The sequence below is a fragment of the Sulfuricaulis sp. genome (genome assembly GCF_040901545.1).
Taxonomy (GTDB): domain Bacteria; phylum Pseudomonadota; class Gammaproteobacteria; order Acidiferrobacterales; family Sulfurifustaceae; genus Sulfuricaulis.
The window spans coordinates 59,030-83,571 of record NZ_JBBDYL010000050.1; the positions used below are offsets into that span (position 1 = coordinate 59,030).

The following is a 24,542-nucleotide window of genomic DNA, read 5'->3' on the forward strand; positions in this document are numbered from 1 at the left end:
GCAGTTAAACCGGCACGCGGCTCCAGCTGCGCGCTGTCGTCCCACCGGCTTGAAAGAGATGCATGGATAAGGAAGGAGAAAAAACTTGATCTCGGAATTCCGCCTTGTGATTGTTGCCGCGTTGTTCGTCTTGCCGCTGATACCGGCGGCGGGATTTAGTCAGGAGCGGCCGATTAAGCCGACCGTCGAGACCCTGCAGGTAAAGGTGGATAGCCTGACCCGCAAGGCGCAACTGGAACGCGGCCGAGTGATTTACTTCCAGGCCTGTTCGCCCTGTCACGGAATCCGCGGTGACGGCCGAGGCCCGGCGGCCGCGGGCTTCGATCCCGCCCCGCGAAACTTCCGCCGGGGCGTTTATAAGTTCCGCACCACGGTAAGCGGCGCCCTGCCGCTGGACGAGGATCTGGAACGCACGGTGCGCGAGGGCCTCCCGGGTACGGAGATGCCGCGCTGGAAAAACGTGTTGTCGGAGCACGATATCAAGACGGTGGTGCAATACGTCAAATCGTTTTCCCCGTATTTCGAAGATCCGAAGTCGCAGCCACTGCCGAGGGATATCGTACGAATTCCGGCGGAGCGACCGTTCGCACCGAGTGCCGCGTCCGTCGCAGCGGGGCGAAAGCTATTTATCGACCAGGACTGCGTAAAGTGTCATGGCAAATACGGTGCGGGCGATGGTGTGGAGGCCGACAAGCAGGTTGACGATTGGGACGTTCCCATCCGGCCGGCTAACTTGACCCTTCAACACTTTAAAACCGGCAAGCGCGATCGGGACATTTTTCGTATTTTCACCACGGGATTGAACGGCACGCCCATGCCGGCCTTCGACGAACTGACCGATGCACAACGCTGGCAACTCGTGGATTACATCAAGTCGCTGGAACAAAAGGGCTGGGTCTACTGGCTGTTCAAGGAAAATCCGAACCAGGTTCGACATCCCGACCCCGTGGCGAAGGCTTCCGAGTCACGCAAATGAAATTCGAGCGGATCTGTAACACAGGAGTCACTCGATGACGCGATCGCCGGAAACCACTCGAACAGTGTCGGCCCCCCTGCTTTTCGGTTTGATGGTCCTATTGATTACCGTTGGCTGTGGATCGGGCTCTGGTCAAGGACTCGACTTGGACGGCGGTTTGCCATCGCTATCCGTCGGCGGAGGAACGTCCGGGGGCGGCGCGGGTGCCAGCGGCAACCCCAATGCCACGCTGGCTTGGGTGCAAACCAACGTCTTTGGCGGAGTGTGCAGTCAGTGTCACATTGGAGCAGGGGCTCCGTTCGACGTGGATTGGAGTTCGCAGGCCAAGACCTGCGCCAACGTCGGACGCAGGAGCGCCGAGTTGCCCCAATTGATGGAGATCGCATCGGGAGATCTGGCAGCAAGTTATGTGATCTGGAAAGTCGAGGGCGCGGGTCCAAGCGGCGCGCCCATAGTCGGCGGCCGCATGCCTCTCAGTAATCCCCCCCTTACCGCGGACACGATACAGAACATGCGCGACTGGATCGCCGATGGCGTCCCCGGCTGCTGACGCCGCGGAAGCTTTCGCCAGGCCGGCGCTGGTTCGCGTGCCGCGGCGCGCCTTTGCAAGCATAACTTTTTTTGCCGGTCGGGTTCTTATCAATTGCGCAAAAACCAACAACATCTCCAACGCACAAGGCTGATCCAATCATGCTACGAAAAAAAAGCAGGAATTCCTCGCGCTCGTATCTGTACACCTGCCTGACAATTTGCGTTCTCACATCAATTTATTGGGGAGTATCGAACGTCAGGGCCGAGCCGTATCTGGCGATCCAGGAGGGTTACAAATGTTCCAAATGTCACGTCAACATGACCGGTGGCGGCAAACGTACGGACTTTGCAAACATTTATGTCCAGACTCGCCTCGCCAACGAATTCTTCGACTGGCGGAGCATTACGAAAAAGGCTGGAGAGGACGATGACAAAGCTAATCCGTACAAGACCGATTCCCAGAACAGCTTCTTCTCCGGTCGGTTGAACGAGTATGTTGCCATCGGGGGTGATTTCCGCACGCTCTTGGAACATACCAATACTCCCGGCAGCACTCCGACGCAGGCGTTCAACCAGCGCAAACATAATATCTACCTGGAAATCGACCTGATCCCCGAGCATATTATCTTTTATCAAACGCTGTCCGATGGTGGCGATGCACGAGAAATCTTCGGGCTCCTGAAGGGGCAGTTCAAGGAGGACGTGTACTACTTTAAGTTCGGCCAGTTTTTTCTTCCTTACGGCCTGCGCCTTCAGGATGACACCGCCTTTACCCGCGCGGTCACGGGATTCACTTATGGAATAACGGACGTGGGCGCGGAATTTGGCTACGAGCCGGGTCCCTGGGCGCTACACATCGCGACGACCAACGGCACCGGCTCGTCCCTGGAAACCAACCGCGACAAACGACTTACGGCCTCAGTTGCCTACGTGCACAAGCTATTCCGCCTGGGCAGCTCTTACTCCACTAACAAAAACGCACAAGGCGTCGAAACCAACATTAAAGGCATTAACGCGGGGGCACAGTTCGGTCGCCTGGGTATTCTGGCCGAAGGGGGTGTTGTCGACGATTCGACGGTTGAGCAGCGTGTTGCAATCCTGGAGTTCAACTTCCTGTTCTCCAGGGGAAATAACATCAAGTTATCCTACGAGTATCACGACCCTTCCAAGGCGATTTTCGAAAACGCCCGCGAGCGCTACAGCCTGGTGTACGAACCCTTTCTGAACCAGTTTGTCCAACTCCGCCTCGGCGTCCGCGATAACCAGGGAATCCCCCAAAATCCGGGATTGAACACCACTTTTTACTTTCTTGAGTTGCATTTGTTCATGTAATAACAATATGGAGAGCGCTTATGGACGATTCATTGCCTGGAAAGCCTGAACCGAAGACCGGGTCGACTAGCGTGTCGCAATTGGTCGAGTTCGCTTCTGATGCCGCTTTCGCCATAAATGATCGGCACCAAATAATCTCCTGGAACCAAAGAGCGGAACAGCTACTCGGTTATGCGCCGGACGAGGTAATCGGTCGGGGCTGCGAGGAAATCCTGCAGTCCGTGTTGCCCGGCGGCGAACCCCTGTGCCGGCCCAACTGCGAACTGTTTCAGTGTTTTCGCAGTTCCCGCCCGAGCGGCGTGCCCAGTTGCCGCGTGCGGCGCAAGCAGGGCGATTGGGTGACCGTCGGATATTCGTCGCTGGTCATGCCGGGGCAAATTCAAGGACCACCGAGCGGTGCCGTCGTGGCGGTGGTGTTCCTGCGCGAGAAAGAAGAACAGCACGTGCAAGTGCCGCGTCGAGGAGTATTGCAGATATTCGCTCTGGGTAAATTCGGATTGGCGGCCAGCGGGCGCGGAATGGCGGTCGAAAAATGGAAGCGCCGGCAGGCCGTGACGTTGTTGAAATTTCTGGTGACCCACTTGGACCGCCCGGTGCACCGCGAACGTATCCTGGACTGCCTGTGGCCCGATGTCGATGAAGAACGTGGGTGGGGCCGGCTCAAAGTGACGATGTACTACCTGCGCACGCAACTGCGCGCGAGCAGCGCCGGCGAAGATGCCGTGCGAACCATGGGAGATGCCTACCTGCTCAGGCGTGATGCGGTGTGGGTGGATGCGGAAAACTTTGAAAAGCTGGTAACCGAAGGTCGTGCGCTGCAAAGTAAGGGGCGCGGCGACGAGGCACTGCGTTGTTACGACAAGGCGCAATTTCTGTACCGCGGCGACTACCTCGAACAAGACGTATTTGCCGACTGGTGTGCCGAGGAACGCGAGCGCCTCGGTGAACTCTATATGGAAATGCTGACTCGCAAAGCAGAATGCCATGCGCAGCGCAGCGAATACGTGGAAGCCGCGCAAGTTTGCCGCAAAGGTCTGGTCCACGACCCGTGCCGTGAAAGCTTCCACCGTTCCTTGATGCAGTATCTTGTGCGCCTTGGGAGAGCTGACTGGGCGATCGCTCAATTCCGCCACTGCCAGACCGTGCTCGCCCGCGAATTCGGCGTCGAGCCGATGCCCGAAACTCAACGTCTGTACCGGGAAATATTAGCGCGGGAAAATGTGGATGCTATGGCTGCTCCAACCGTTTCCATCTCCTCAGCGACTGCGCGCGCCATGTAGGGCTGGGGAACCCCCGACCTCCTCGGGGGCGGGTGCGTAACCACTCTTCGGCGCACCCGGCCACACCGCAAGCTGCATTGCCGTTGCAAATTTCAAGCCCTGTCAAGGCCGCCGTCCGCTGGCTGTCGGGAATCACGGGTGGCGCGCGTGTTACCAGATTGTCACCGCGGCATGTTTTAAGGTAACCACAATACACATGGAGCGGGCTTGATAGAGTTGGCCTTGATGGTTAGATCGCAAATCATTCAGTCATTCGTTGCCCGGATCTGGCTCGAACGCGCCGCCGATGAGGATCCGAAATGGCGCGGCCATATCCAGCACATTCAGGGAGGAGAAGAAATCTACTTTCAGGACCTCACGGAAATGGCCGAGTTCCTGGAACAAGTGAGCGGGATACCCAGTCTCGGGTTTGCCACGCATCCTGGAAATGACGACGCGATCTCGAAGCACAACGCGGTCTCCAGCAGGAAACGGAAACCGGGTAAATGAGGGAACGGCTGACTGAAATTTTCCGTCCCCGCGCGACGTCGAACTCCGGCGAGGCGCCCGATGGCACTTAAACCGGGCGTAATAGCGCGGATTCTCGCGATTGCCCAGAATAAGTCGAATTGGGGCGGCAAGCTGTTTTTCGCCACGCTGCTCGCCGTATTGATCTTTTTTTGGTGGCTGCTGATTTATTCCGGCGGCGTTTCGGGTAATCACGGTTGATCTGAGCAAACAAAAACAATGAATCCGCTTCGCTATCGTCCCGTGCGATCCATGTGGCGCCCTTTACTACCCGCTCTCATGGTGGCGGTAATCGGCCTGAGTGGTGGCGCGTTTCCATCGGTGGTCGCGGCTGCAAGTCACGTAGTGGAGCAGCAGGGCGCGTCCGTTCGCGGCGATGAAGTCAAGAAAGAATCCGTCGCGGAATCCCTTCCGGCGCCAAAACCAAAACCTTCGGATTATCCGAGTATCGGTGTGAGCAGTCGCAGCGTAGTCTGGGTTGTCGCGCAGATGCATCTGTTTTTTGGCGCTCTGGTGCTGGCGGTTCCGATCTTCGTGCTCGTTATCGAGCTCATCGGATTCAAGACCAACGATGATCGTTTCGATGACATGGCCCACGAATTCATGAAGGTGAGCCTGACCGCTTATGCCATAACGGCGCTGTTCGGCGGCACGCTGGCACTGAGCCTGTTCCTGTTCTATCCGCACTTCATGACTTATATGATGCGAGCGTTCGGGTCGCAAGTGTTGGTCTATGCCGTCTTATTTTTCCTCGAGAGCATATTTCTTTACATCTACTACTACGGCTGGGACGCGCTGCGTTACGGCAATCGAAAATGGGTGCACCTGACTTTGGGACTGTTGCTCAACGCCGTCGGCACCACGCTGCTGGTGGTCGCAAACTCTTGGTCAACTTTTATGATGGCGCCTTCCGGGATCGATCCGGCTACCGGGGCCGTAATCGGCAACATCTGGGAAATCATGAAAGGTCCGCTGTGGAATCCGCTGAACCTGCATCGCTTTCTCGCCAATATCGCGTTTGGCGGCGCGGTCGTGGGGGCGTATGCGGCCTTCAAGTTTCTCGCCGCCAAGACACCGGCGGAAAAGGCTCACTATGACTGGATGGGCTATACGTCCAATTTCATCGCGATACTCGCCTTTCTCCCGTTGCCGTTTGCCGGTTATTGGCTGATGGCTGAAATCTATGCGTACTCCCAGCAAATGGGCATTCTCGCGATGGGAGGAATTTTGGCGTGGTTGTTCGTCATTCAGGCGGTGCTGATCTGTACGATCTTGCTCGCCGGGAATTATTACCTGTGGACCGGCATGGCACGAACCGAGGGCGGTGAACGTTACCGCTGGCTTATCAAATATATCGCGGTCGTGCTGGTGCTCGGTTTTCTGGTGTGGGTGACGCCGCACAACGTTATTTACACCGGGAGTGAAATCGCCAAGCTCGGCGGCGGCAATCACCCGATACTGGGCCCACTGGGAATCATGCCGGCCAAAAATATCGCGGTCTTCTTGATGCTGATATTCACGTTCCTGTCCTTCCAATTGTATCGACGCGCGGACAAGGTGATCACGGTCGCGTGGCAGGATTGGGGCAACGCGTTGATGATCGTTATCTACATAGTGGCGTGTGCCAATGTCATTTTCGCCGGCGTCTATTACGGTTATTTCACCAACACCGTCTACAAGGTAGGCTCGAGCGTGATCCAGGTGGTGTCAACGGTGGTGGTCATTGTCGCCGGCGTAGTGATTGACACGCTGATGTTCAAGGGAGCCAAGACATTGCCGGTCTACTGGGGCAAAGTCTCCGATCGTTCCCAGTACGCGCTGTTCGCGCTTCCTGTTGCGTTTACGTGGTTGATGGCGCTGATGGGCTACATCCGCTCCTCGGTGCGCACGCACTGGCATGTGTATGCGGTCATGAAGGACAACTCGCCCGATAACTTTATTCCTCCTCTGCAAACCGTCGGGAACATGGTCACCGGGATTACGCTATTGTTCCTGATCTTCGTGCTGTTTATTTTTTGGGTTGCCAATCTGAGCAGCAGTAAACAAGTCCCTCCCGTTTCAAATGGCAAATTAACAGCGGCAGAAAACACGGCATGAAAAATCTGGCAAAAACACTGGGCTTTAGTGTCGCGCTGATACTCTTATTTGCCTCCGTGACATATGTGCTTCCGCAGATGAAGGGTGAAGCACCCGTGGACAAAGCGGTGGATGTGGGGGAATTGACCATGGATTCCTTCATCGCCCTGGGCGAAAATTTATATAACGGGAAAGGGACCTGCACGCTGTGCCATAACCAGCTGGGCCGGGCGCCCGATCTCCTTACGTTCGATGTCGGAAAAGTTTCGCTCGAGCGGATCTCGGACTCCCAATACCAGGGCAAGGCTAAAGATTCGGAGAGTTATCTGCGCGAGTCCATGCTGCAGCCAAGCGCCTACGTCGTTAAAGGCTTCGGCAAAAAAGGCTCCAACGATACCGAGTCCCCCATGCCTGCCGTCGATCAGGCCCCGATCCAACTCTCTGAAGTAGAGATCAGCGCGATCGTCGCTTATCTGCAAAAAAAGGACGGCAACGCGGTCACCGTGGCTTTGCCCAAGGCCGCACCGGCGGCCGGCAAGAAAGACGGGGTCGCGGAGACGAAACCGCCGCAGGCTCAAGGCCCCGAGGAGGTCATCGCGAAATTCGGATGCGCGGCGTGTCATTCCATCCTGAAGACCCAGTCCGCCATCGGGCCCAGCCTGAATGACGTCGGCAAGCGGCTGAAGATCGACCAGATCCGCGCCAGCATCATCGATCCGAAAGCGGAAATCGCCAAAGGATTCCCCCCCATCATGCCGGATTTTCCGACGATGACCGTTTCCGAACTGGAAATGGTCGTGAAGTTCCTGGCGCAACCGACCACGGCACAACCGTGAACCCGCGCATTCCGGCTTTTTGGCAGGCGGTGATCGTGCTTGTCGGCGCCTGGTTGATATTCAACTGGGCATTTCCGCCTTTCATGCCCCGGTCGGTGATGATTGCCTACCTGATCATCACCGGCGCGGGCGTCATGCTTTACTTTTCCAGTGATGACCGGCGTTGGACTGAATTCAAGGCGCCGATCTTGGCAACATTGCTGGATGACAACAAAACGTGGCTCCGCTGGACCCTCCTGGTGGTCCTATCGCTGCTGCCGGGGTACGCGGTCTACGAGGCAGTGAAACCCTCGCGCGAAACGCCGCTTGAATTGCGTCAGGTTCACCCCTCCCCGCCCGCGGCGATCAAGGTATACGACAAGACCTACGACTTGGCCAAACTGGAAAATCCCGTTCGATTGCAAGTACTGAAGCAACTCGACGGCGATCCGGATGCCGCGTGGAAAACCTATCAAGCGGCGGTGCGCGCAGGAAGTCTGGTCTATTACCGCAACTGCTTTTATTGCCACGGCGATCAACTGAACGGAAAGGGTCACTTCGCCAAAGGACTCGATCCGCTCCCAACCGACTTCGGCGATGTGGGCACGATCGCCCAATTGCAGGAGTCTTTTTTATTCTGGCGCATCGCCACCGGCGGCCCCGGATTGCCCAAGGGCGGCATGCCTTGGAACTCGGCCATGCCGGTCTGGCACGAGATGCTGAGCGAGGAGGAAGTCTGGAACGTGATCACGTTCCTCTACGATTATGTCGCGCAAGTACCGCGCATGTGGGACCAGGGTATCTCCAAGGCCGTTACCACGATGAAGGATAAGATCGCCGCGCAACGCGCCAAGATGAGCAGCATGGATGTCTACCAATTGCGTTGCGCCGTTTGTCATGGCGAAAAGGGAGCGGGAGACGGACCGGCAGCGGATTTTCTTCGTCCCCGTCCGCGCGATTTCACGGCCGGCCTGTGGAAATACAAGACCTCGCCCGGGGATCTCCCGCCGCGCGATGTTGATTTGTTCAACACCATCAAGTCCGGTCTCGACAACACCAGCATGCCGGGTTGGTCGGCCGTGCTCAATGACAAGCAGATCGGCGAATTGGTTGCATTGATCAAGCAATTCGACACTTCAGCAATCTGGGCGCCGAAGGACGCCAAAAAAGAAGATTTCGACAAGGAGGGGCGTTACCTCAAACCCACCGCGCGCGTCATCACCGACGTGGAACCCATGGACGGCCGGATTTCCTATTCGGCGGAGTCCATTGCCCTGGGTAAAGAGGTCTTCGAGGAGAACTGCCGGAAATGCCACGGGCAGGCGGGCCGCGGCAACATAACCTCCGGCGAGTTCCTGGATGACGACTGGGGCTATCGCATCTGGGCCCGTGACCTCACCAAACCGTGGACCTGGCGAGCGACGGAAGCCTCGTCTGACACCGATCAGGCCGCGCAAAACGACGCGCACCGCGACGAGACGATCCGCAATATCTACACGCGCGTGTCCATCGGCATTCGCGGCACGCCGATGCCCGCGCATCGAGCCGTCGAGGCGGGAGAAGAGGACGCGATCACGCCGGAGAACCGCTGGCATGTCGCCAACTTCGCCTATTCGCTGCGTGCCGGCGCAACCTGGCCCGGCGAACGTAACGTGCTTGAGGGCGTGGAAGTGGCGGGCGATCTACCGAGCGACGTCAACGACGCCGCCTGGGAAAAAGCTCCCGTCAGCACCTTCAGGCTGGTGCCCAACATCGTCAAAGAGGATCGCCTGTTCACCCCGCTCAACGATGCGATCACCGTCCGGGCCGTGTACAACGACCGTGACATCGCGTTTTTGCTGGAAGTGAACGATCGCACCGAGAGTCGTCCTGGCGGTCCGGTGCTTGAGCAGCTGCCGAATAAGAGCGAAAAGATGTTTTCGGACGCGGTGGCGATCCAGTTTCCGAAAGCGGGCGCGTATGCCACCGCGCCGGTCGAAAAACCGCTTTACCGTCACGGCGATGCCGACCATCCCACGACCATCTGGTACTGGAACGCCGGTTCGGTCGAGCCCGCCGTCGAGCCCCGCGCGATGTTGCTCGACGCCACCGGTCCCGACGCAAAATTGACGAAGCGCGCGAGCGAAAATAATCTTTCCGCTCATGGCGAATGGCAGAACGGCCGGTGGCGCGTGCTCATGAAGCGCCCACGCGGGGACCACGCCAAGTCCACGGAAGCGCGGCTCGGGGGCAACGCCGCAAGCGCGACCGATCTCATCTTCCGTAAAGGACAATTCATCCCGGTGTCGTTTGCGAACTGGGACGGGAACAACGGCGAGGTCGGCTCCAGACATACCCTGACCCCGTGGTTCTGGTTGCTGCTGCCGCACGCGCCCAACTACGCCATGGTTTATGGCGCGTCGCTTGGGACCACGATGTTGTTCTTGCTGGCGGGCATGACGCTGATCTGGAGCGTGCGCCGAAAACGCGTTAGAACCCGAGGGACTCAGCGCTGACCGATTGCCACATGTCACCAGAATGTCACTATCGAAGATATCATTTCATTTATTTTATTTATTCCACAAATTGGAGGTTTCACATGAAATTTCTGCAATGGGTTAGTCTTGTTTTGGGAAGTTTGTTTGTCTTGGCGGCAAGTCCGGCATCCGCCGAATACACGGTGATGAGCGGCGGCGTCAAAGATGGTGGAACCGTCAGCGGTCGCGTCACGTTGAACGGACCCGCGCCGGCGCCGGTGATTTTGAAGGTCGATGAGGATATTCAGGCGTGCGGCGGCGATCGGCCTTCCGACGAGCTTGTCGTCAGCGGAAGCGGCGGAATCCAGAATGTCGTGCTCAGCATTGAGACGGTGGCCTCGGGAAAAGATTGGAATTTACCCAAGGAATTTACCTACGATCAAAAGAAGTGCACATTCGTTCCACGCATCTTGCTGATCAAGCCCGACATGGAGGGGGCGGTGTTGAACAGCGACAGTGTCGGACATAACTTCCACACGATCAGTAAAGGGGTCTACAACGTCAACAAAAAAATTCAACCCGGTTCCAAGCTGGTTGTGTCCAAAGACAAGATCAGAAAATCGGGGATGATCCGCGCCAAATGCGACATCCACTCCTGGATGGGCGGGTATTGGATCGTGGCCGAAACTCCCTATACGGTCCTATCCGGCAAGGATGGAAATTTCTCGATTACGAATATTCCACCCGGAAACTACACGCTCAATATCTGGCATGAAAAACTGGGCGAGTCCAAGCAAAAGCTGGTGGTCAAGAAGGGCGAAACCACGAAGATAGATGTTGCTCTCAAGCTTTGACCGGACTTGTTGCATTGAGGCAGCCAACCGAATTCAACATAAAAGTTGGCCGCCAAATGGAGACGATGAGTGAAGTCAGATGCGTTAAAAGCAATGCGTCGTTGGATCTTTGTGCTGGCCGTGACATTGGCGTTCTTCTATGCCCTGGATCATGTTCTTATGAGTGCTCAAGGGTTGCCACTCACCTGGAATATGGCGCCGGGTAATTAGGGCGCGTGTACCCCGCGCGGCGGGGTTATTGAAAGACGCGGCTGACAGCGAACCACATGGCGCTCGCACTTAGAAGCGCACGCTCTCATTGCCGGATCACGGCCAATTTATCGGTAGCAGACTCCGGCAGCCACACCTCGCCCGGCCGGCCGAGAATCTGCCGCACGCGCGCATCCCGGCTCGGCAGTGTAAACGCGGTGAACTTTTCCGTTCCGGGATCGAAGCGCACGATGACGTCGGCGCCAAAATCGGAGACCCAGACCATGTCCTTGTCGTCCACGTACACGGCATAGGCACGCGGGTTGGCGCCGGGGAGTTTCCATTGGCGCCATTCGTCGGCCTTGGGATCGTAGACGCTGAGCTGCCCGGCGTTCCATTCGCTCACCCAGATGCGGCTTTTTGAATCCGCCCACACGCGCCGCGCGCCCTGTCTCGGTGTCGGCGGCTCGATGACGCTCGCCTGGCCGGTCCAGGTGTCGATGCGCGCGATGTGCGATCCGGCGAGCGAGGCGTAATACACGCTGCCATCCGGCGCGGTGCAGATGCCATACGGCCCGCGGCCGCGCGGCGCTTCGAACACGTCCACCTTGCGCGTCTTGGGATCGACCCGGCCGTAATACCCGCTCTGACCCGTGAACCAGAGGATGCCGCCGTTATCGAAAGTGGCGGTGTTCAGGTTGGCGTACGGCGTGCCGGCGGGGAGCGGAAAGGCGTCGACCTTGTCGGTCTTCGGGTCCACGCGCACGATGGCGTTCAGGCCCGAGTCGGTGATCCACGGCGCGCCGTCCGGACCGACGATGACGCCGTGCGGCGCAGAGCCGGCGCCAAGCGGAATGTGACGGGTCTTGCCGGTTTTGGGATCGAGGTGCCCGAGCCCGCCCGTGTGTTGCGCGGTGTACCACACGCCGCCATCCAAAGCCGGCGCGACATCGTGCGGGTGGGTACCGGAAGGAACGGAATATTCCTCGATGTCGGATGCCGCCGAGGCGAAGCCGGCAAATGCCAGCGTCAATGTCAACAGTGCCGCGGTTTCTGTGCGCATCCGGTTTGACCCTCCTAGGTGTTCGATACTTTAAGACAATGATTTAGACCCTACTTCGCCGGCTTCGTGCACGGTCCCAGCCGTTTGGCATTGATGGTGCCCGTGGCGGTGCTCTGCACCTTGCCGCTAACCTTGCGCACCTGATCGAAGGTGCCGGTCATGGAGTTTCCCTGGAAGTTCATTTTGTAATTCGTATCCGTCACGCTGTCGCCGGTGACGCAACGTCCGGTGTAGGTCACGTTGTTGCCTGAGATTTTCTGGTTCACGATCTTGCACCCGGCTTTTTTCATTTCCGGGGTTTCGACGGTGGGATTCTTCTCCGTGATGCAGCCGGTGAAGGTGACGGGGATCTGCGGAATGGGGATGCCCAGTCCTTCGATCTTCATCTTCATGGAGTATTCCCAATCGCCCGGATTGATCGTCGGCGCCGCGAAGGCCGGTACAGCCGAAACCAAAGCAAGCAGCAGGAGCGTGAAAAAAATCCTGCCGGTCAGCGAAGCGCCGGCGGGATGCGACGGCAACGGTTGATCGAAAGGTGTTTGTCCGTTAATGGCGTGGCCCATGATGTTATTCCTCCTCGGAAGCGGAGCCAGCCTGTTATTTCTTGGCCGTATGCCGGTCTCGCGATGGCTAGCCCAGGCTACCGTCCTTATTGGCATTTTCGACCGGATCCGGGGATGGCTCCGGATTTTCCGTCGGCGGATTACCGCTCTTCTCCAGCTTGCGCTGGCGTTTCTCCTCCATCTTTTTCTTCTTTTTCAGCTCTTTCTGGCGCTTTTCAAACTGATATTTGGTTTTTGCCACCGTGGCGCCCTCGTTCAATGAAGTGAATACCGGATTATGTCAGGCATTGCGGCAAATGTCCGGACCCCCCGGCCGCAGTTATGGCAAGACTCTGAATACAAAGGTATGGACGAATCCCGCCTGACCTTGGTTTTAGTCATGAATACGGGTCGGCGCCGTTCGCCGCCGCCAACGGTCTCACGCAATACGAAGTGCGCGTCCCAACAACCGGGTTGCTGGTCCAGAAACGGGGCCGTGATTGAACTGAAGTGAAAGCTGAAAGGCGTTTAAGCGGAAGCTTTGATTTGACGAAGGTTGTCCTAAAAAACTTACTATGATTGCTTGTCTTCTCGGGCGGCACCCGCCAGCCACGCCAATTTCAGCGCCTCTTCCAGCCAAGCCAGGCGCTGGGCAGGGGTGGCGCGCAGAGAATCTTCTAGCTCCACTTCCTTGACCTCGTCCCAAGTGGCTGGGTAAAGGCGTTCTTCCGATGATGCAGGTACATCGTCAGCCATATTCACCTATTTTGATGCAACCCCAACATCACCCAGCCACTGCACATCGTAAGTGCCCTTCGCCAGTTTCATTACCAGCTTCTCATCCGCGGTGATCAACGGAAACCGCGTTTGCTTTGATGCGGCGACATAACAGGCGTCATACACTGTAATCCGGTGTTTCAAGGCAATCTCCAGGGCTTCTTCAGCTATAACCTGCGCCGGAATCACCGTAAGGCCGAGGCTGGTTAAATCACGCAAATGTGACTGAACATCCTTGTCGGGGTAGGCCGACCGCTGTACCCATTTCCAAAACACGTTCGCGCATTCGACGAAGAAAAAATCGGGAACGATCAACTCGGCGCTGTTTTCCGAGGCGAAGCGCGCGAATACTTCCTGAGCCTGGGTGGAAAGCGCCTCAGGAACGAAAATCTTTACCGCCACGCTGGCATCTACCACCGCCCGCAACGGGGCGGGATTCACCGGCTGCGGTCCTCGCGGATCAGTTCGGTCGAATCCGTCCAACCGCGGGGGAGCTCGACCTTTTGCGCCCGTCGCCGGATGCGGTCAATGACGTCCGCCACGCCCCGGCGGGCTTCGCGCGCCTGGACTCCCTGGCTCAACAGCCGGATGACTTCGGCCGTTACCGAGCGATTTTCAGCTTCCGCGAGTTTTTGGATGCGCTTGTAGAGCTTGTCGGGGACGTTGCGTACGTGAAGGGTTGCCATACTGAACTGATTTTCTCGCTGTTCGTCCAGACAGTTTAGACCACGGTGGTTGCAATGTGCAACCAAGATGTTTTAAGGGGGACAGCGGCGCCGCGACCGTTCCAGCCGTGCACCATCAGCACCGTCGGCCCCGCGCCCCAGGCATCGACCGCAAGCCGCAGGCCGCGATGGACCACGGAAAGCGGCTGGGCCGTGCGGCGCCATTCCTGCTCCTGCGGCGGTTCGGGAAAACGCAGCGGTTGAAACCACAGGCGATATACCCAGCGCCCGGCCAAGGCCGGCGACACCAGACCCAGCAGGCGAATAGCCAGTCGCAGCAGCAAGAAAGCTACCGGCATGGGTATGAAACTAAATGTGGTTTGTCGCTAATGATCGTGTCCCGTGGTCGAGAGATCGGAAACCTTCGGGTTCAGAACTTCTACAGGCATTTACTCACACGCCCGTCTTTTCAGCAACTGCTGATCCGCTAACAGGGGCTATGATTGAACTGAAATGAAAGCTGAACTGGTGTATTAGCGGAAACTGTAATCTGACTCCGATTATGGGTCTCGTTAACTTGTGCAATAATTCACAGAAATCTGACATGGGAGGGGAGGCATCATGCTACGGGCAATCACCGAGAGACTGTCTCAAATCGGGAAACAACTGACCCGCCTCGACGATCAGCCGCTTGGCAAGGCGGCACTGGTCATCATCATTGGTCTTGATCTGTTCATTCTCGTTTCGATATTCGACGGGCTCGCCCAGCACACCGCACAGCTCGCCCGCCCCAGCGGGCGTATTCCCGACGTTTGCCGCAACATCGTCATCGACGGGGATTGGAACAAAACCAACCGCATGGAACGCCTTGCCGGCATGGTCGTTTCTTACAGCACAAGTGGATACCGACCGGACGAGCGGCCCAGAGAATATCATCCGCTTTGCGCGCCGATGCTCGCTGAGCTGGATCACATCAAGAAGGACAAGACGCTGGCCAGCGGCTTCCAGGAGGTTCAACGGCTGAACCGGGAGACTCGCGACTTGCGCGTCCAGATCGAGCGCCTCAAGGGGCCGTACGACATCGCACTGCTCGAGTCGATCGCCAAGGAAAAATCGAAACCGACCCGCGTCGAATCGCTCAAGGTGGAGCTAAACAAGAAGACCGCGGCCCTTAACGAACTCACGCAAATGTTGGCCGCGGTGGAAGTCCCGCTCGCGCAGGACGAGCGCATTCACCGGCTTTGGTCGCAGATCGAGGCGGTGACGCAGACCGATCGCGAGCGACTGCGCGATGACCTGCGTAACCTCAACTTCTGGTATCCGGTAAAGCGCCTGGGGATGGAACTGATCTTCCTGCTGCCGCTGATTGTGGTCTTTTACCTGTGGAATGCAGTGAGCATCCGCAAGAACCGCACAGTCCAGACGCTCGTGTCATCGCACCTGCTGGTGGTGACGGCCATTCCGGTTTTGTTCAAGATCGCCGAACTCATCTACGACATCCTGCCGAAGAAGCTGCTGCAAAGGCTGATCGAATTTCTCGAATCGCTCAAGCTCGTGGCTCTATGGCACTACGTCGTCATAGCGTTGGCTATCGCTGCAGCGTTGGCACTAATCTATCTGTTCCAGCGCAAGCTCTTCTCACGCGAGAAGATGTTGCAACGACGCATCACCCGAGGTCAGTGCCAAAAGTGCGGCCGAGGACTCCCTATCGGCAGCCGCACCTGCCCATTCTGTGGATTCGCGCAGTTCACGGCCTGCAAACATTGCCGTCAGCCCACGTATGTGTATGGCCGCTTCTGCAAGGAGTGCGGGCTGCAACTTTAAATCATTACCGGCGCCACACAATACGAAGTGCGCGTCTCAACGACCGGGTTGCTGATCCGGAATCAGAGCCGTGATTGAGCGGTCTTGCGGAGCAGTCGCGCGAAGAGCATGCTACCGACAACAAATCCGGCGCACTTTGACCGCCGGCGGAGTGAAAGCAAAGGAGGAATAGCCGATGCCGTTATACCTGACCCGATTCAGTTACACGCCAGCCGCATGGGCGAAGCTCATCAAAAACCCCGAGGATCGCCGAGCGGCAGCCAAGCAGTATATCGAAGCGGTCGGCGGAAAGTTGCACGGTTTCTGGTATGCCTTCGGCGATCACGACGGATTCACCTTGTGGGAGGCTCCGGATAACGTCTCGATGGCAGCCACGGCGATCGCCATCGGCGCTGGCGGTGCGTTGAGTTCTCTCCATACGACTGTCTTGCTGACCGTCGAGGAGTCGCTCGTCGCTATGAAAAAGGCCTCCTCGATCGCGTATCGGCCACCGGGAGAAAAAGCTTAGGAGCATTCCTCGCTCGAATCGAACTTCAACTCCTCACACTAATCATCGCCCTGACGGTCCCACGCAATACGAAGTACGCGTCTCGACGACCGGGTTGCTGATCCGGAAAGGGGCCGAGATTGAAGTAAAGTGAAAGCTGAACAAGTGTATTGGCGGAAACCGTGGCCTGTCCCCAATTGTCTATGCGGGAAAATCCAGGCGGGTCAAGACCGAAAAAGCTTCTACATGTCCATTACTTCTTACTTCGGTGGGTAGCGATACTGGTGCCGCGGACCACCGCCAACTTGCCCCCATAATATGGGACCATGCGCGGGACCTCCGAGATCAAACGCATATACGGTATTGTACATGTCCGAAAAACCTTTCCACAGATCGCTGCCGATAAGAATTTCATTTCGACCATCAAGATCGATATCTGCAATCGCAGGCGCCATCGAAGTCCCCAAGGGGAACACTTTTGGAAACGCGGGATGGAGCTGCCCGACTCGATTAAAGACAAATACCTTAGACGCGTTAGGATCTCCACTGTAAGTTACGATGACGATATCCGGCAACTGGTCGCCATCCACGTCACCGACCACGGGTGACGAGTTTCCAATAAAGTGGCGATCTCCTAATCGCACGGGCCACCCCTCCATCAGGGTTCCATTCGCATGCCATACATAGAGGGCTCCATCCACTTGTACGAGGATTTCCAGAAGGCCGTCTCCGTCGAGATCCGCCAGTGCGGGCGCTGTCGTGTAGGGCACGGACTCGCCCGGCAAAGTTTCGTTTTCCCATATCAAGCGACCATCGGCTCCAAACAGGCGCACAAAGGTTCTACCAAAAGTGGTCTGCTCGCTTCTTACTTCAATGATGTCGTAGCGACCATCGCCATCCATATCGGCGGTTACAATTGGCGAGGAGAGAAGCTTTGAGTTATCGGTGCTCGGAAATGTCGGAAAGGGGAAACCTGCAACGGTCGAGCCATTAAATTCGAAAGCCGTGATCTGTGAATGAGACGCGGCAATAACCTCATCGACTGAATCTCCATCGACATCTCCAAACGCCAGAAAGGAACCTTCGTGATTGGAAGGTGACGGCCACCCGCTAAGCAGTTGGCCGTCAGCCCGATACGCATCGATCATGTGCCATTCGTAAAAGATTTCATCGAGCCCATCGCCGTCAAGATCCGCTATTTGCGGTGGTTGGCGATGTCCCGCATTGCAGCTTGTCTGAGGCCATCCCGGAAGTGGCTGAGCGTTTCCATTGAAAATAAACCGGTCGGCATTGCAGGAACCGAATAATGGGCCATAACCTACCGCAACTTCAAGTTGCCCCGCATCCCCGAAAAAATTCCCCAGCGAAGGATAGCCGACCCAAGGTCCATATTGTTCGGGCCAGCCGTCGAGCAAAGTACCGTCGTGATTGAAAGCCCATAAGGGACCAGAAGCATAGGCAGATACAAGGATTTCGAACTCCGGATCCGAATCGAGATTTCCGACCGTGATATACACGGAGCGCGATCCTCCCTGATAGAACCCACTCGTGACAAATGTCTGTACGGGGAAACCATGTTCCATATGGGGGTCGCGAACCTTTGTCAGGGTGACTGGTATCGTGACCGCCAAGCCGGACGTCGGGGTAATCTTTATTTCTCCGGTATAAGTTCCACTGGACATTCCGTTGGGCTGTTCCTCCACCAGTCTGACTGGCACCTGGGTTGCATTGGTGGTATTGCCACTCGGGGACAAAACTAACAGCCAAGGCACATTGCTGGCGGCATTCCAGTTCTGGATTGGGTAACCGGTAACGGTGAACTGACGGGTTAAGTCACTGTCGTCAGGCGCATCACCAACTGTGTAATTCAGGGAAGAAGGCGAGGCGACAACACCGGTGATTGTGTAGGTCACGTTGACGGTTTGCGGACTGCCTGCCAGTTGGCCGGAAGAACAGTTGGGATCCGTCGTACAGGCATAAACAGTAATAGTGCTTGTGTGTAAGCCTGGTCCGAGCGTCGCGGCTGGAGTGGGATTGATGGTTGCCTGCCCGCCTGTCGTTCCGGTGACAATGATATTAGTTATAGAAGCGACGGCCGGCCCGGTTGATACAATCTTGATGTAAAGTGTTCCACTGTTAACACCATTGATGGTGGTGGTGATTATTTGTGAAGAAGGAGTCGAATTCGTGTTTGGGGCAGTAAACATGAGTACATTGTTAGATAAACTTAATCCAGAAATATTATTATTGTTATCACTACCCCCGCCTCCGCCACCACTGCCTCCGCCTCCGCCACTACAGGCGGTGAGAATCAAACAGAAAAGAACGGTTGTAAACTGAAATAATTGCAGGTAGGTACTGCGCATTGCCACTTCTCTCCCATTATTTCTACAGCTTTTATGCACGTAATTCTCCCTTACAGATATATCTCAAGTCACTACAAAACAAGGAAAGTAATCTGTATCAATGCGTTAGTGCATTGGGGAGGGGTGGTTTTTGAGACGGGACATGAAAGGAAATTAATCCAGTCTAAACCCAGTTCGGTCCACTGCTAGAAGCCGAATACGGCTCGGCGACCTTTGCCGCTGACGGTCCCACGCAATACGAAGTGTGGGTTTCGATGCCGGCGGCACGTATTCTGTACCCCACAGCGGCAATAGACAGGCAGACAACCGTTAACATGACGGATTCCGTGACACCTTTAGAGCATGACACGCGCAAGCTGCGCCGGTCCTTTTTCATCGCGGCGTGCTTTGCGACAGTCCTATGGCTGATCAAGCTCGTCGAGATCACGTTTGATCTAAACCTCACTCGGTTCGGTGTCTATCCGCTGCGGGCCAGCGGGCTTGCGGGCATTCTGTGGGCGCCGCTGATTCACGGTTCGCTGTCCCACGTGATTGCCAACACCTTGCCCATTATCATTCTGGGCACGGCGTTGCTGTACGGTTATCCGCGCTCGGCAAAAATCGTCATCCCCGTCATCTATATCGGTTCGGGCGTGGGTGTCTGGCTATTCGCCCGCAGTGCCCATCATATCGGAGCCAGTGGCCTGACCCTGGGCATGATGCTCTTTGTATTCACGATCGGGGTGCTGCGTTGGGATAAGCGCGCCATCGCGCTCGCGCTCATCGTGTCTTTCCTTTATGGCAGCGCGATCTGGGGAATCTTTCCCGGCGATCCTCAAATTTCCTATGAATCGCATTTATTTGGCGCGGCGATCGGCGTCACCTTGGCAATCCTATTCAAAACCTTCGACCCCGCCCCGCCAAAAAAGAAATACAGCTGGGAAGACGAAGAGGGCAATGTGGAAGTTGACGGTGAGCAGACTGAGGGACGATGGGACGGTAAGTAAACAATCAGACAATAAACTCAAACTTTATTAGAAGTGCGCATCTCGACGACCGGGTTACTGATCCGGAAACGGGGGCCGTGATTGAGGTGAAGTGAAAGCTGAAAAGGGGTATTAGCGGGAACTGTGATCTGACGCCAATTTTCCAAATTATTTAAGCTCAAATAAGTGGGGTCTCCGTCCCGCCAATCTCCGAGCAATCTTCTTGATACGCAGCTCATCTAATTGTGCGTTGATAAACTCAACACCACAGTGTGAACTTGATATATGGGTCCATCTATATTTGTAGGCTTCTAATACTCCATTAGCTCCTCTGAATTCCCATCTACCACTAACACTGTTCTTCTGCACCGATAACCCAGCAAAATTTGCAGCATTATTGTAATCAACTATCTTGCGACATGCCACTGCTACATTCCCGGTCCCACTTTGATGGATTTGACGATAGTAACGAGCAATTTCCTGTACTTTCTCAAGTTCAAGACTGTTAACGGAAAGATAAGTATCAACTGGTGACGGCATGAAGGCGCCACTCGAGACTCTACCCCCAGATTTAATTTCATCTGGATCAACGTACCTTGCTAATTCACTTTTTGGGGAAAATGTTGGTTGTTTATTTTTTTTTCGCATCAGTGACCGATTCCAGCAATGTTATTTCATTGAGACCACTTTAAATATCTGTAATCTCTGCTCGCAATTAGAGGTTTAAGTTCATCGAGATTCGCCAATCCCTCAATTTCGGATGATCCGTCGAAGAAGCCAAAAAGCACCAACCCGTTAGACCGGAACTCCAATTCTGTGAAGTGGCGGTCATCGCAATACCATTCGACTTGGAGATTGCCATTCGGGAGCAGGGAAAACCCAGGCTCAGACGCATCTGAACGGACGTTCATCCAAAATTTAAGAAACTCCCCAAGAGAACGGCCTTCTAATGGACGTGTTCCTGGTTCTCGCCATCCAGCTTCTTTCTTTGCAAGCTTAAGCAAGTAAAGATAGGCGCGCTCGCTCAAACCTGAAGTAGCTAAGGCCTGCCAATTCGCTCTAATCGCATCTGGTATGACACTACTACTTCTTGGAACACGTAATGGAATTACTTCCGACAACAACTCCTCGGTTAGCGAATATATGGAACGTATAACCATACTGGTCGTTGGAAAAGTCGAAATCGGCATAATTGAAGTACTAGTCTGACCAACACTCTGGGACTTAATATCTTCAACTAACGTGTTCGGCTGCATGAAAACCAATGGGTTTGGTTCAAGTGATCTATGATCGAAGTCGAGTGAAATTGCGGATGAATTAGCCGGCATTGTCGGGTCTCGCTTTAAATCGTCTCATCAATGATCCACTAACAAATTGTTTAAAGAAGGGGCTTGTGAGTAAATGCGCATTACTGAGCCACTTTTCAAGGTACTTAATGCGTTGGACAGCAGTATTTCCAATATTGATATTTTCTGCTTTAGTTACAACTCGACTTTCAAGCAGAATGATGTCTTTCTCGTTAGCCTTTGCATTTGCGAGGCGCACAATGAAATTAGTGTCTTTATGTTCACTAACTGGAAATTCGAATGTTAGATGTGCGTTAGACGGAGTTTCTAGATGCATTTTGCTAAGAAATTCTGGGAGCTGAATTTTGAAATTGGTTTCTTCATTAATGAACTTGAGGACTTCCTTATGCGCAACATACCTACTATCAAATGAATCGATGTAACGTAGCTCGATATGTATGAAACTTAGTGGGAAGCCCTTGAATTTTGGATATGATCGTAATAGTGATCGGACCCCGTCCAGAACCAATTTTTTGTATAACTTCCATTCATATGCCGCTGATTCGTTAGCCGCAAAAATTCCCGGACCAATCTGCCAAAGAGGAAATGACTGTTCGGCAGATTTATAGTACCTCAAGCCTACCGAGTGACCAGCTAAGTGTGCTTCAGAACCGAGTTTCTTAATGTGCGAGAAACCATACTTCCGAGCATCTGCTGAGAACGTATCGGTCAATATTGGATATCCCGGATCATTCCAAAATGATTGGTGAATCGCGGGGTCTTCTTTTAACTTCCAGCGCAACTCAAAGACTACTTCCGTAAGAGGTGCGTTCGGTAGCTGAGTCACAGAGGCGGAATCCTCATCATGTGCCTAAATTATATGCTCAAACATTAGCATAGATGTCACTAACTATAAGGGGGTGATATCGATATTAACTAATGATTCTTACCCTATGTCTAAAGTGCTAAAGGTTTATCAGGCTTTCTTATAAATCTCCGCCCCCTGCTTCACGAATTCCACCGCCTTGGCTTCCATGCCTTTCTGCAAGGGCCGTTAATCGCTATGACCACGTCTCGATCTTCAACCCTTTCACTTTCCTGAATTCCCGGACGTTATTCGTCACGAGCACGACGTTAAGGCTTTTGGCCTGGCCGGCAATCAGCATATCGAGCGGTCCGATGGGATCGCCCGCCTTTTCCAACTGCACGCGTATTTCGCCGTAGGCGATAGCGGCGCTTTCATCGAACATCATCATTTCAAACGGCGCCAGGAACAGGTCAAGCGCTTCATGGTTTTGCCGGGAGCGCTGGCTTTTGCAGGCGCCGTAACGCAATTCGGCGACCGTAACGGCGGAGACGCCGACATCACCCGCCCGGCAGGCGTGCAGCTTTTCAAGTACCGAGGACGGCCGTTTATTGATGAGATAAATGCAGACGTCCGTGTCCAGCAGGTATTTCATTCAAAGAGTTTTTCCCGGCGTTGTTGTTTCTTGGGCTGACGCCGGTGGGGCATGAAATCAGCGGAAAATCGCCCCAAGCCTTCTTCCAGTACCTGCCACGGATTGTCGAGCGGGAGCAGCACGACGGCGTTGCCGACCTTCTTGATGACGACCCGATCGCCCTTGAAGCGGTATTCCTTGGGCAGGCGCACGGCCTGACTTTGGCCGTTTTGAAACAGTTTGGCGGTATCCACGATCCGATCCTCGAAATATATACCATAAGTATATACTTTTCAGGTGACCTGTCCAGACACCGACGCCAAGGTTCAGGCTTTGCGGTAAATCTCCGAGCCTTGCTTTACAAACTCCACCGCCTTGGCTTCCATGCCTTTCTGCAAGGCCTCCGCTTCCGAAAGCTTCTGGCTGGCGGCGTAGACCGAGAAGACGAACAGCGATTCAAGCGGCGTGCAGAGTCAGCATGGCCTTGGGATTCTTCTCCACGATCCGCAGCAAGGCGCGCGCCGGGCCGGTGGGGCGAGTGCGGCCCTGTTCCCAGTTCTGGAGCGTGCGCAGGTTCACGCCGATGAGCACGGCGAATTGCGATTGGCTCAAGCCCGACTTGCGACGGATCGTGCGCACGTTCGGCTCGCGAACCTTGGTGATCCGCGCGCGCGCCACCTTCTCGCCGCGCATGTGACGGCCCATGTCCTGGACACTGGAAACCAGCTCCGCGAATGCCTTCTTATCCATCGTGTATCTCCTGTTTCATAATGCGCGCCAACTGCTTGAGCTGCGCGCGCGTCAAATCCGATTGCTCGTTCTTGGCGTAGGCATAGACGAAGTAACAATGCTCTCGTCGCGCCCACCAGTAGTAAATCACTCTTGCACCGCCACGTTAACCCCGACCAGGTAAAGGCGCGCGTAATTTGCGAAGTCCGCCACCTCCGGGGATGACGTCGCCTGCCTCCGGATCCACAAACAATATTTCCTGGATGCCCCGTAGCGCTTCGTCATCGAACAAGCCGGCCGCCACGCGCGTGAAGACCGGAAGTTCAACGAAGATCATAAACAGACCATACGCTAACAGCGTATAGTTGTCAACCAGGCAATTTGATTAAGCGCCTTATTCCAAAAGGTTGTAGTGTGACGGCGTAGTCGCGCGACCGTCGCTACGGGCTTCCTGCCCTCTCGCGACATTACTACGTCCCTGTAGGGCATCCTTACACCGTAATCTGTATGTGTGCGGGACTCAGGTCTTTTGATAAATCTCGGAACCGCGCTGCTTGAACTCGTTTGCCTTGTCCTTCAATCCCTCTTCTACCGCGACCGCGATATCACCAATCTTTTTCTTCTGAGCATAGTCCCGCACTTCTTGAGTTATCTTCATCGAGCAGAAATGCGGGCCGCACATGGAGCAAAAATGAGCGAGCTTGGCGCCTTCCTGCGGGAGCGTCTCGTCGTGAAATTCCTGCGCCTTCTCGGGATCAAGTCCAAGATTAAACTGATCGGCCCAGCGGAATTCGAAGCGCGACTTGGAGAGCGCGTTGTCGCGCAACTGCGCGCCCGGATGGCCCTTGGCGAGGTCGGCGGCGTGCGCGGCAATTTTGTAAGCAATAATCCCGTCGCGCACGTCCTGCTTGTCGGGCAGACCCAGGTGTTCCTTGGGCGTGACGTAACACAGCATCGCGGTGCCGTACCAGCCGATCTGGGCCGCGCCGATGGCGGATGTTATATGGTCATAGCCGGGCGCGATGTCGGTGGTCAGCGGCCCGAGCGTGTAAAACGGCGCCTCGAAACAGTCTTCGAGTTCCTTGTCCATGTTCTCCTTAATAAGCTGCATCGGGATGTGGCCCGGGCCTTCGATCATGACTTGCACGTCGTGCTGCCAGGCGATTTTGGTCAACTCGCCTAGCGTTTCGAGTTCCGCGAACTGGGCGCGGTCGTTGGCATCCGCGATGCTGCCGGGGCGCAGGCCATCGCCGAGTGAGAACGCGACGTCGTAGGCCTTCATGATTTCGCAGATGTCCGCAAAGTGGTCATAGAGGAAGCTTTCCTTATGGTGCGCGAGGCACCACTTGGCCATGATCGAGCCGCCGCGCGAGACGATGCCGG

The 24,542-nt window shown here is 55.5% G+C and carries 31 protein-coding genes; 14 read left to right on the plus strand and 17 right to left on the minus strand.

Annotated features, from left to right (window positions below):
• Nucleotides 1-85: 85 nt before the first annotated feature.
• From WD823_RS10360 to WD823_RS10410, 11 genes are all read left to right on the plus strand, one after another.
• Complete coding sequence (locus tag WD823_RS10360; protein WP_368429420.1) at nucleotides 86-976, plus strand: cytochrome c; 891 nt, start codon at nucleotides 86-88, stop codon at nucleotides 974-976.
• Nucleotides 977-1,010: 34 nt separating this feature from the next.
• Nucleotides 1,011-1,526 carry a hypothetical protein gene (locus tag WD823_RS10365; RefSeq protein ID WP_368429421.1) on the plus strand — a complete coding sequence of 172 codons (516 nt, stop codon included), beginning with the start codon at nucleotides 1,011-1,013 and terminating at the stop codon, nucleotides 1,524-1,526.
• A gap of 71 nt (nucleotides 1,527-1,597) precedes the next feature.
• On the plus strand, nucleotides 1,598-2,839 hold the full coding sequence (locus WD823_RS10370) for a hypothetical protein (protein WP_368429422.1): 1,242 nt from the start codon (nucleotides 1,598-1,600) through the stop codon (nucleotides 2,837-2,839).
• A 20-nt stretch (nucleotides 2,840-2,859) separates the two neighbouring features.
• Nucleotides 2,860-4,119: a BTAD domain-containing putative transcriptional regulator gene (locus WD823_RS10375; RefSeq protein WP_368429423.1), complete on the plus strand. Its 1,260-nt coding sequence runs from the start codon at nucleotides 2,860-2,862 to the stop codon at nucleotides 4,117-4,119.
• Nucleotides 4,120-4,344: 225 nt separating this feature from the next.
• Nucleotides 4,345-4,608: a hypothetical protein gene (locus WD823_RS10380; protein WP_368429424.1), complete on the plus strand. Its 264-nt coding sequence runs from the start codon at nucleotides 4,345-4,347 to the stop codon at nucleotides 4,606-4,608.
• A 60-nt stretch (nucleotides 4,609-4,668) separates the two neighbouring features.
• Complete coding sequence (locus WD823_RS10385; RefSeq protein WP_368429425.1) at nucleotides 4,669-4,827, plus strand: hypothetical protein; 159 nt, start codon at nucleotides 4,669-4,671, stop codon at nucleotides 4,825-4,827.
• A gap of 18 nt (nucleotides 4,828-4,845) precedes the next feature.
• Nucleotides 4,846-6,723 carry a cytochrome ubiquinol oxidase subunit I gene (locus tag WD823_RS10390; protein ID WP_368429426.1) on the plus strand — a complete coding sequence of 626 codons (1,878 nt, stop codon included), beginning with the start codon at nucleotides 4,846-4,848 and terminating at the stop codon, nucleotides 6,721-6,723.
• Nucleotides 6,720-7,538, plus strand: a complete 819-nt coding sequence (locus tag WD823_RS10395) for a c-type cytochrome (RefSeq protein WP_368429427.1) — start codon at nucleotides 6,720-6,722, stop codon at nucleotides 7,536-7,538. Before WD823_RS10390 ends, WD823_RS10395 begins: the two co-directional genes overlap by 4 nt.
• The gene (locus WD823_RS10400; protein WP_368429428.1) at nucleotides 7,535-10,012 is read left to right on the plus strand and encodes a c-type cytochrome; all 2,478 of its coding nucleotides are present in this window, start codon (nucleotides 7,535-7,537) and stop codon (nucleotides 10,010-10,012) included. Before WD823_RS10395 ends, WD823_RS10400 begins: the two co-directional genes overlap by 4 nt.
• A gap of 83 nt (nucleotides 10,013-10,095) precedes the next feature.
• A complete protein-coding gene (locus WD823_RS10405) occupies nucleotides 10,096-10,827 on the plus strand; it encodes a carboxypeptidase regulatory-like domain-containing protein (RefSeq protein ID WP_368429429.1) in 732 nt (243 codons plus the stop codon).
• Between the two features lie 69 nt (nucleotides 10,828-10,896).
• Entirely contained in the window at nucleotides 10,897-11,037 is a 141-nt protein-coding gene (locus WD823_RS10410) for a hypothetical protein (protein ID WP_368429430.1), read from the plus strand.
• An 85-nt stretch (nucleotides 11,038-11,122) separates the two neighbouring features.
• On the opposite strand, the gene WD823_RS10415 is transcribed toward WD823_RS10410, so the two are convergent.
• The 7 genes from WD823_RS10415 to WD823_RS10445 all read right to left on the minus strand — a co-directional run bounded on the left by WD823_RS10415 (nucleotide 11,123) and on the right by WD823_RS10445 (nucleotide 14,422).
• The gene (locus tag WD823_RS10415) at nucleotides 11,123-12,079 is read right to left on the minus strand and encodes a lyase (RefSeq protein WP_368429431.1); all 957 of its coding nucleotides are present in this window, start codon (nucleotides 12,077-12,079) and stop codon (nucleotides 11,123-11,125) included.
• A 50-nt stretch (nucleotides 12,080-12,129) separates the two neighbouring features.
• Nucleotides 12,130-12,642, minus strand: a complete 513-nt coding sequence (locus WD823_RS10420) for a DUF3617 domain-containing protein (RefSeq protein ID WP_368429432.1) — start codon at nucleotides 12,640-12,642, stop codon at nucleotides 12,130-12,132.
• Nucleotides 12,643-12,709: 67 nt separating this feature from the next.
• Nucleotides 12,710-12,883, minus strand: coding sequence for a hypothetical protein (locus WD823_RS10425; protein ID WP_368429433.1), 174 nt, complete (start codon nucleotides 12,881-12,883; stop codon nucleotides 12,710-12,712).
• Nucleotides 12,884-13,194: 311 nt separating this feature from the next.
• The gene (locus tag WD823_RS10430) at nucleotides 13,195-13,377 is read right to left on the minus strand and encodes a hypothetical protein (RefSeq protein WP_368429434.1); all 183 of its coding nucleotides are present in this window, start codon (nucleotides 13,375-13,377) and stop codon (nucleotides 13,195-13,197) included.
• A 6-nt stretch (nucleotides 13,378-13,383) separates the two neighbouring features.
• Entirely contained in the window at nucleotides 13,384-13,839 is a 456-nt protein-coding gene (locus WD823_RS10435) for a type II toxin-antitoxin system VapC family toxin (RefSeq protein ID WP_368429435.1), read from the minus strand.
• Nucleotides 13,836-14,084: a hypothetical protein gene (locus tag WD823_RS10440; protein ID WP_368429436.1), complete on the minus strand. Its 249-nt coding sequence runs from the start codon at nucleotides 14,082-14,084 to the stop codon at nucleotides 13,836-13,838. Before WD823_RS10440 ends, WD823_RS10435 begins: the two co-directional genes overlap by 4 nt.
• A 35-nt stretch (nucleotides 14,085-14,119) precedes the next feature.
• Entirely contained in the window at nucleotides 14,120-14,422 is a 303-nt protein-coding gene (locus WD823_RS10445) for a hypothetical protein (protein ID WP_368429437.1), read from the minus strand.
• Between the two features lie 262 nt (nucleotides 14,423-14,684).
• On the opposite strand from WD823_RS10445, the gene WD823_RS10450 reads away from it, so the two are divergent.
• Entirely contained in the window at nucleotides 14,685-15,887 is a 1,203-nt protein-coding gene (locus WD823_RS10450) for a zinc ribbon domain-containing protein (RefSeq protein ID WP_368429438.1), read from the plus strand.
• 175 nt (nucleotides 15,888-16,062) lie between these two features.
• Entirely contained in the window at nucleotides 16,063-16,395 is a 333-nt protein-coding gene (locus WD823_RS10455) for a GYD domain-containing protein (RefSeq protein WP_368429439.1), read from the plus strand.
• A gap of 239 nt (nucleotides 16,396-16,634) precedes the next feature.
• Here WD823_RS10455 and WD823_RS10460 read toward each other — a convergent pair whose 3' ends face one another.
• A complete protein-coding gene (locus WD823_RS10460) occupies nucleotides 16,635-18,740 on the minus strand; it encodes an FG-GAP-like repeat-containing protein (RefSeq protein WP_368429440.1) in 2,106 nt (701 codons plus the stop codon).
• Between the two features lie 314 nt (nucleotides 18,741-19,054).
• Between WD823_RS10460 and WD823_RS10465 the strand changes: the two genes are divergently transcribed.
• Entirely contained in the window at nucleotides 19,055-19,726 is a 672-nt protein-coding gene (locus WD823_RS10465; protein WP_368429441.1) for a rhomboid family intramembrane serine protease, read from the plus strand.
• A 147-nt stretch (nucleotides 19,727-19,873) separates the two neighbouring features.
• Here WD823_RS10465 and WD823_RS10470 read toward each other — a convergent pair whose 3' ends face one another.
• The 9 genes from WD823_RS10470 to WD823_RS10510 all read right to left on the minus strand — a co-directional run.
• Nucleotides 19,874-20,353: a hypothetical protein gene (locus WD823_RS10470; RefSeq protein ID WP_368429442.1), complete on the minus strand. Its 480-nt coding sequence runs from the start codon at nucleotides 20,351-20,353 to the stop codon at nucleotides 19,874-19,876.
• Nucleotides 20,354-20,379: 26 nt separating this feature from the next.
• Nucleotides 20,380-21,033, minus strand: a complete 654-nt coding sequence (locus tag WD823_RS10475; protein ID WP_368429452.1) for a hypothetical protein — start codon at nucleotides 21,031-21,033, stop codon at nucleotides 20,380-20,382.
• The gene (locus tag WD823_RS10480) at nucleotides 21,023-21,838 is read right to left on the minus strand and encodes a TIGR04255 family protein (protein ID WP_368429443.1); all 816 of its coding nucleotides are present in this window, start codon (nucleotides 21,836-21,838) and stop codon (nucleotides 21,023-21,025) included. Before WD823_RS10480 ends, WD823_RS10475 begins: the two co-directional genes overlap by 11 nt.
• Nucleotides 21,839-22,052: 214 nt before the next feature.
• Entirely contained in the window at nucleotides 22,053-22,451 is a 399-nt protein-coding gene (locus tag WD823_RS10485) for a type II toxin-antitoxin system VapC family toxin (RefSeq protein WP_368429444.1), read from the minus strand.
• Entirely contained in the window at nucleotides 22,448-22,684 is a 237-nt protein-coding gene (locus tag WD823_RS10490; protein WP_368429445.1) for an antitoxin, read from the minus strand. Before WD823_RS10490 ends, WD823_RS10485 begins: the two co-directional genes overlap by 4 nt.
• Before the next feature lie 202 nt (nucleotides 22,685-22,886).
• Nucleotides 22,887-23,180 (minus strand): helix-turn-helix domain-containing protein, encoded by a 294-nt coding sequence (locus tag WD823_RS10495; protein WP_368429446.1) that lies wholly within the window; start codon nucleotides 23,178-23,180, stop codon nucleotides 22,887-22,889.
• Nucleotides 23,173-23,310, minus strand: coding sequence for a hypothetical protein (locus tag WD823_RS10500; protein ID WP_368429447.1), 138 nt, complete (start codon nucleotides 23,308-23,310; stop codon nucleotides 23,173-23,175). The genes WD823_RS10495 and WD823_RS10500 overlap by 8 nt, the downstream gene beginning before the upstream one ends.
• A 15-nt stretch (nucleotides 23,311-23,325) precedes the next feature.
• Nucleotides 23,326-23,496, minus strand: a complete 171-nt coding sequence (locus tag WD823_RS10505; RefSeq protein WP_368429448.1) for a hypothetical protein — start codon at nucleotides 23,494-23,496, stop codon at nucleotides 23,326-23,328.
• Between the two features lie 183 nt (nucleotides 23,497-23,679).
• The coding region (locus WD823_RS10510) for a phosphomethylpyrimidine synthase ThiC (protein ID WP_368429449.1) at nucleotides 23,680-24,542 on the minus strand (863 nt) is incomplete at its 5' end.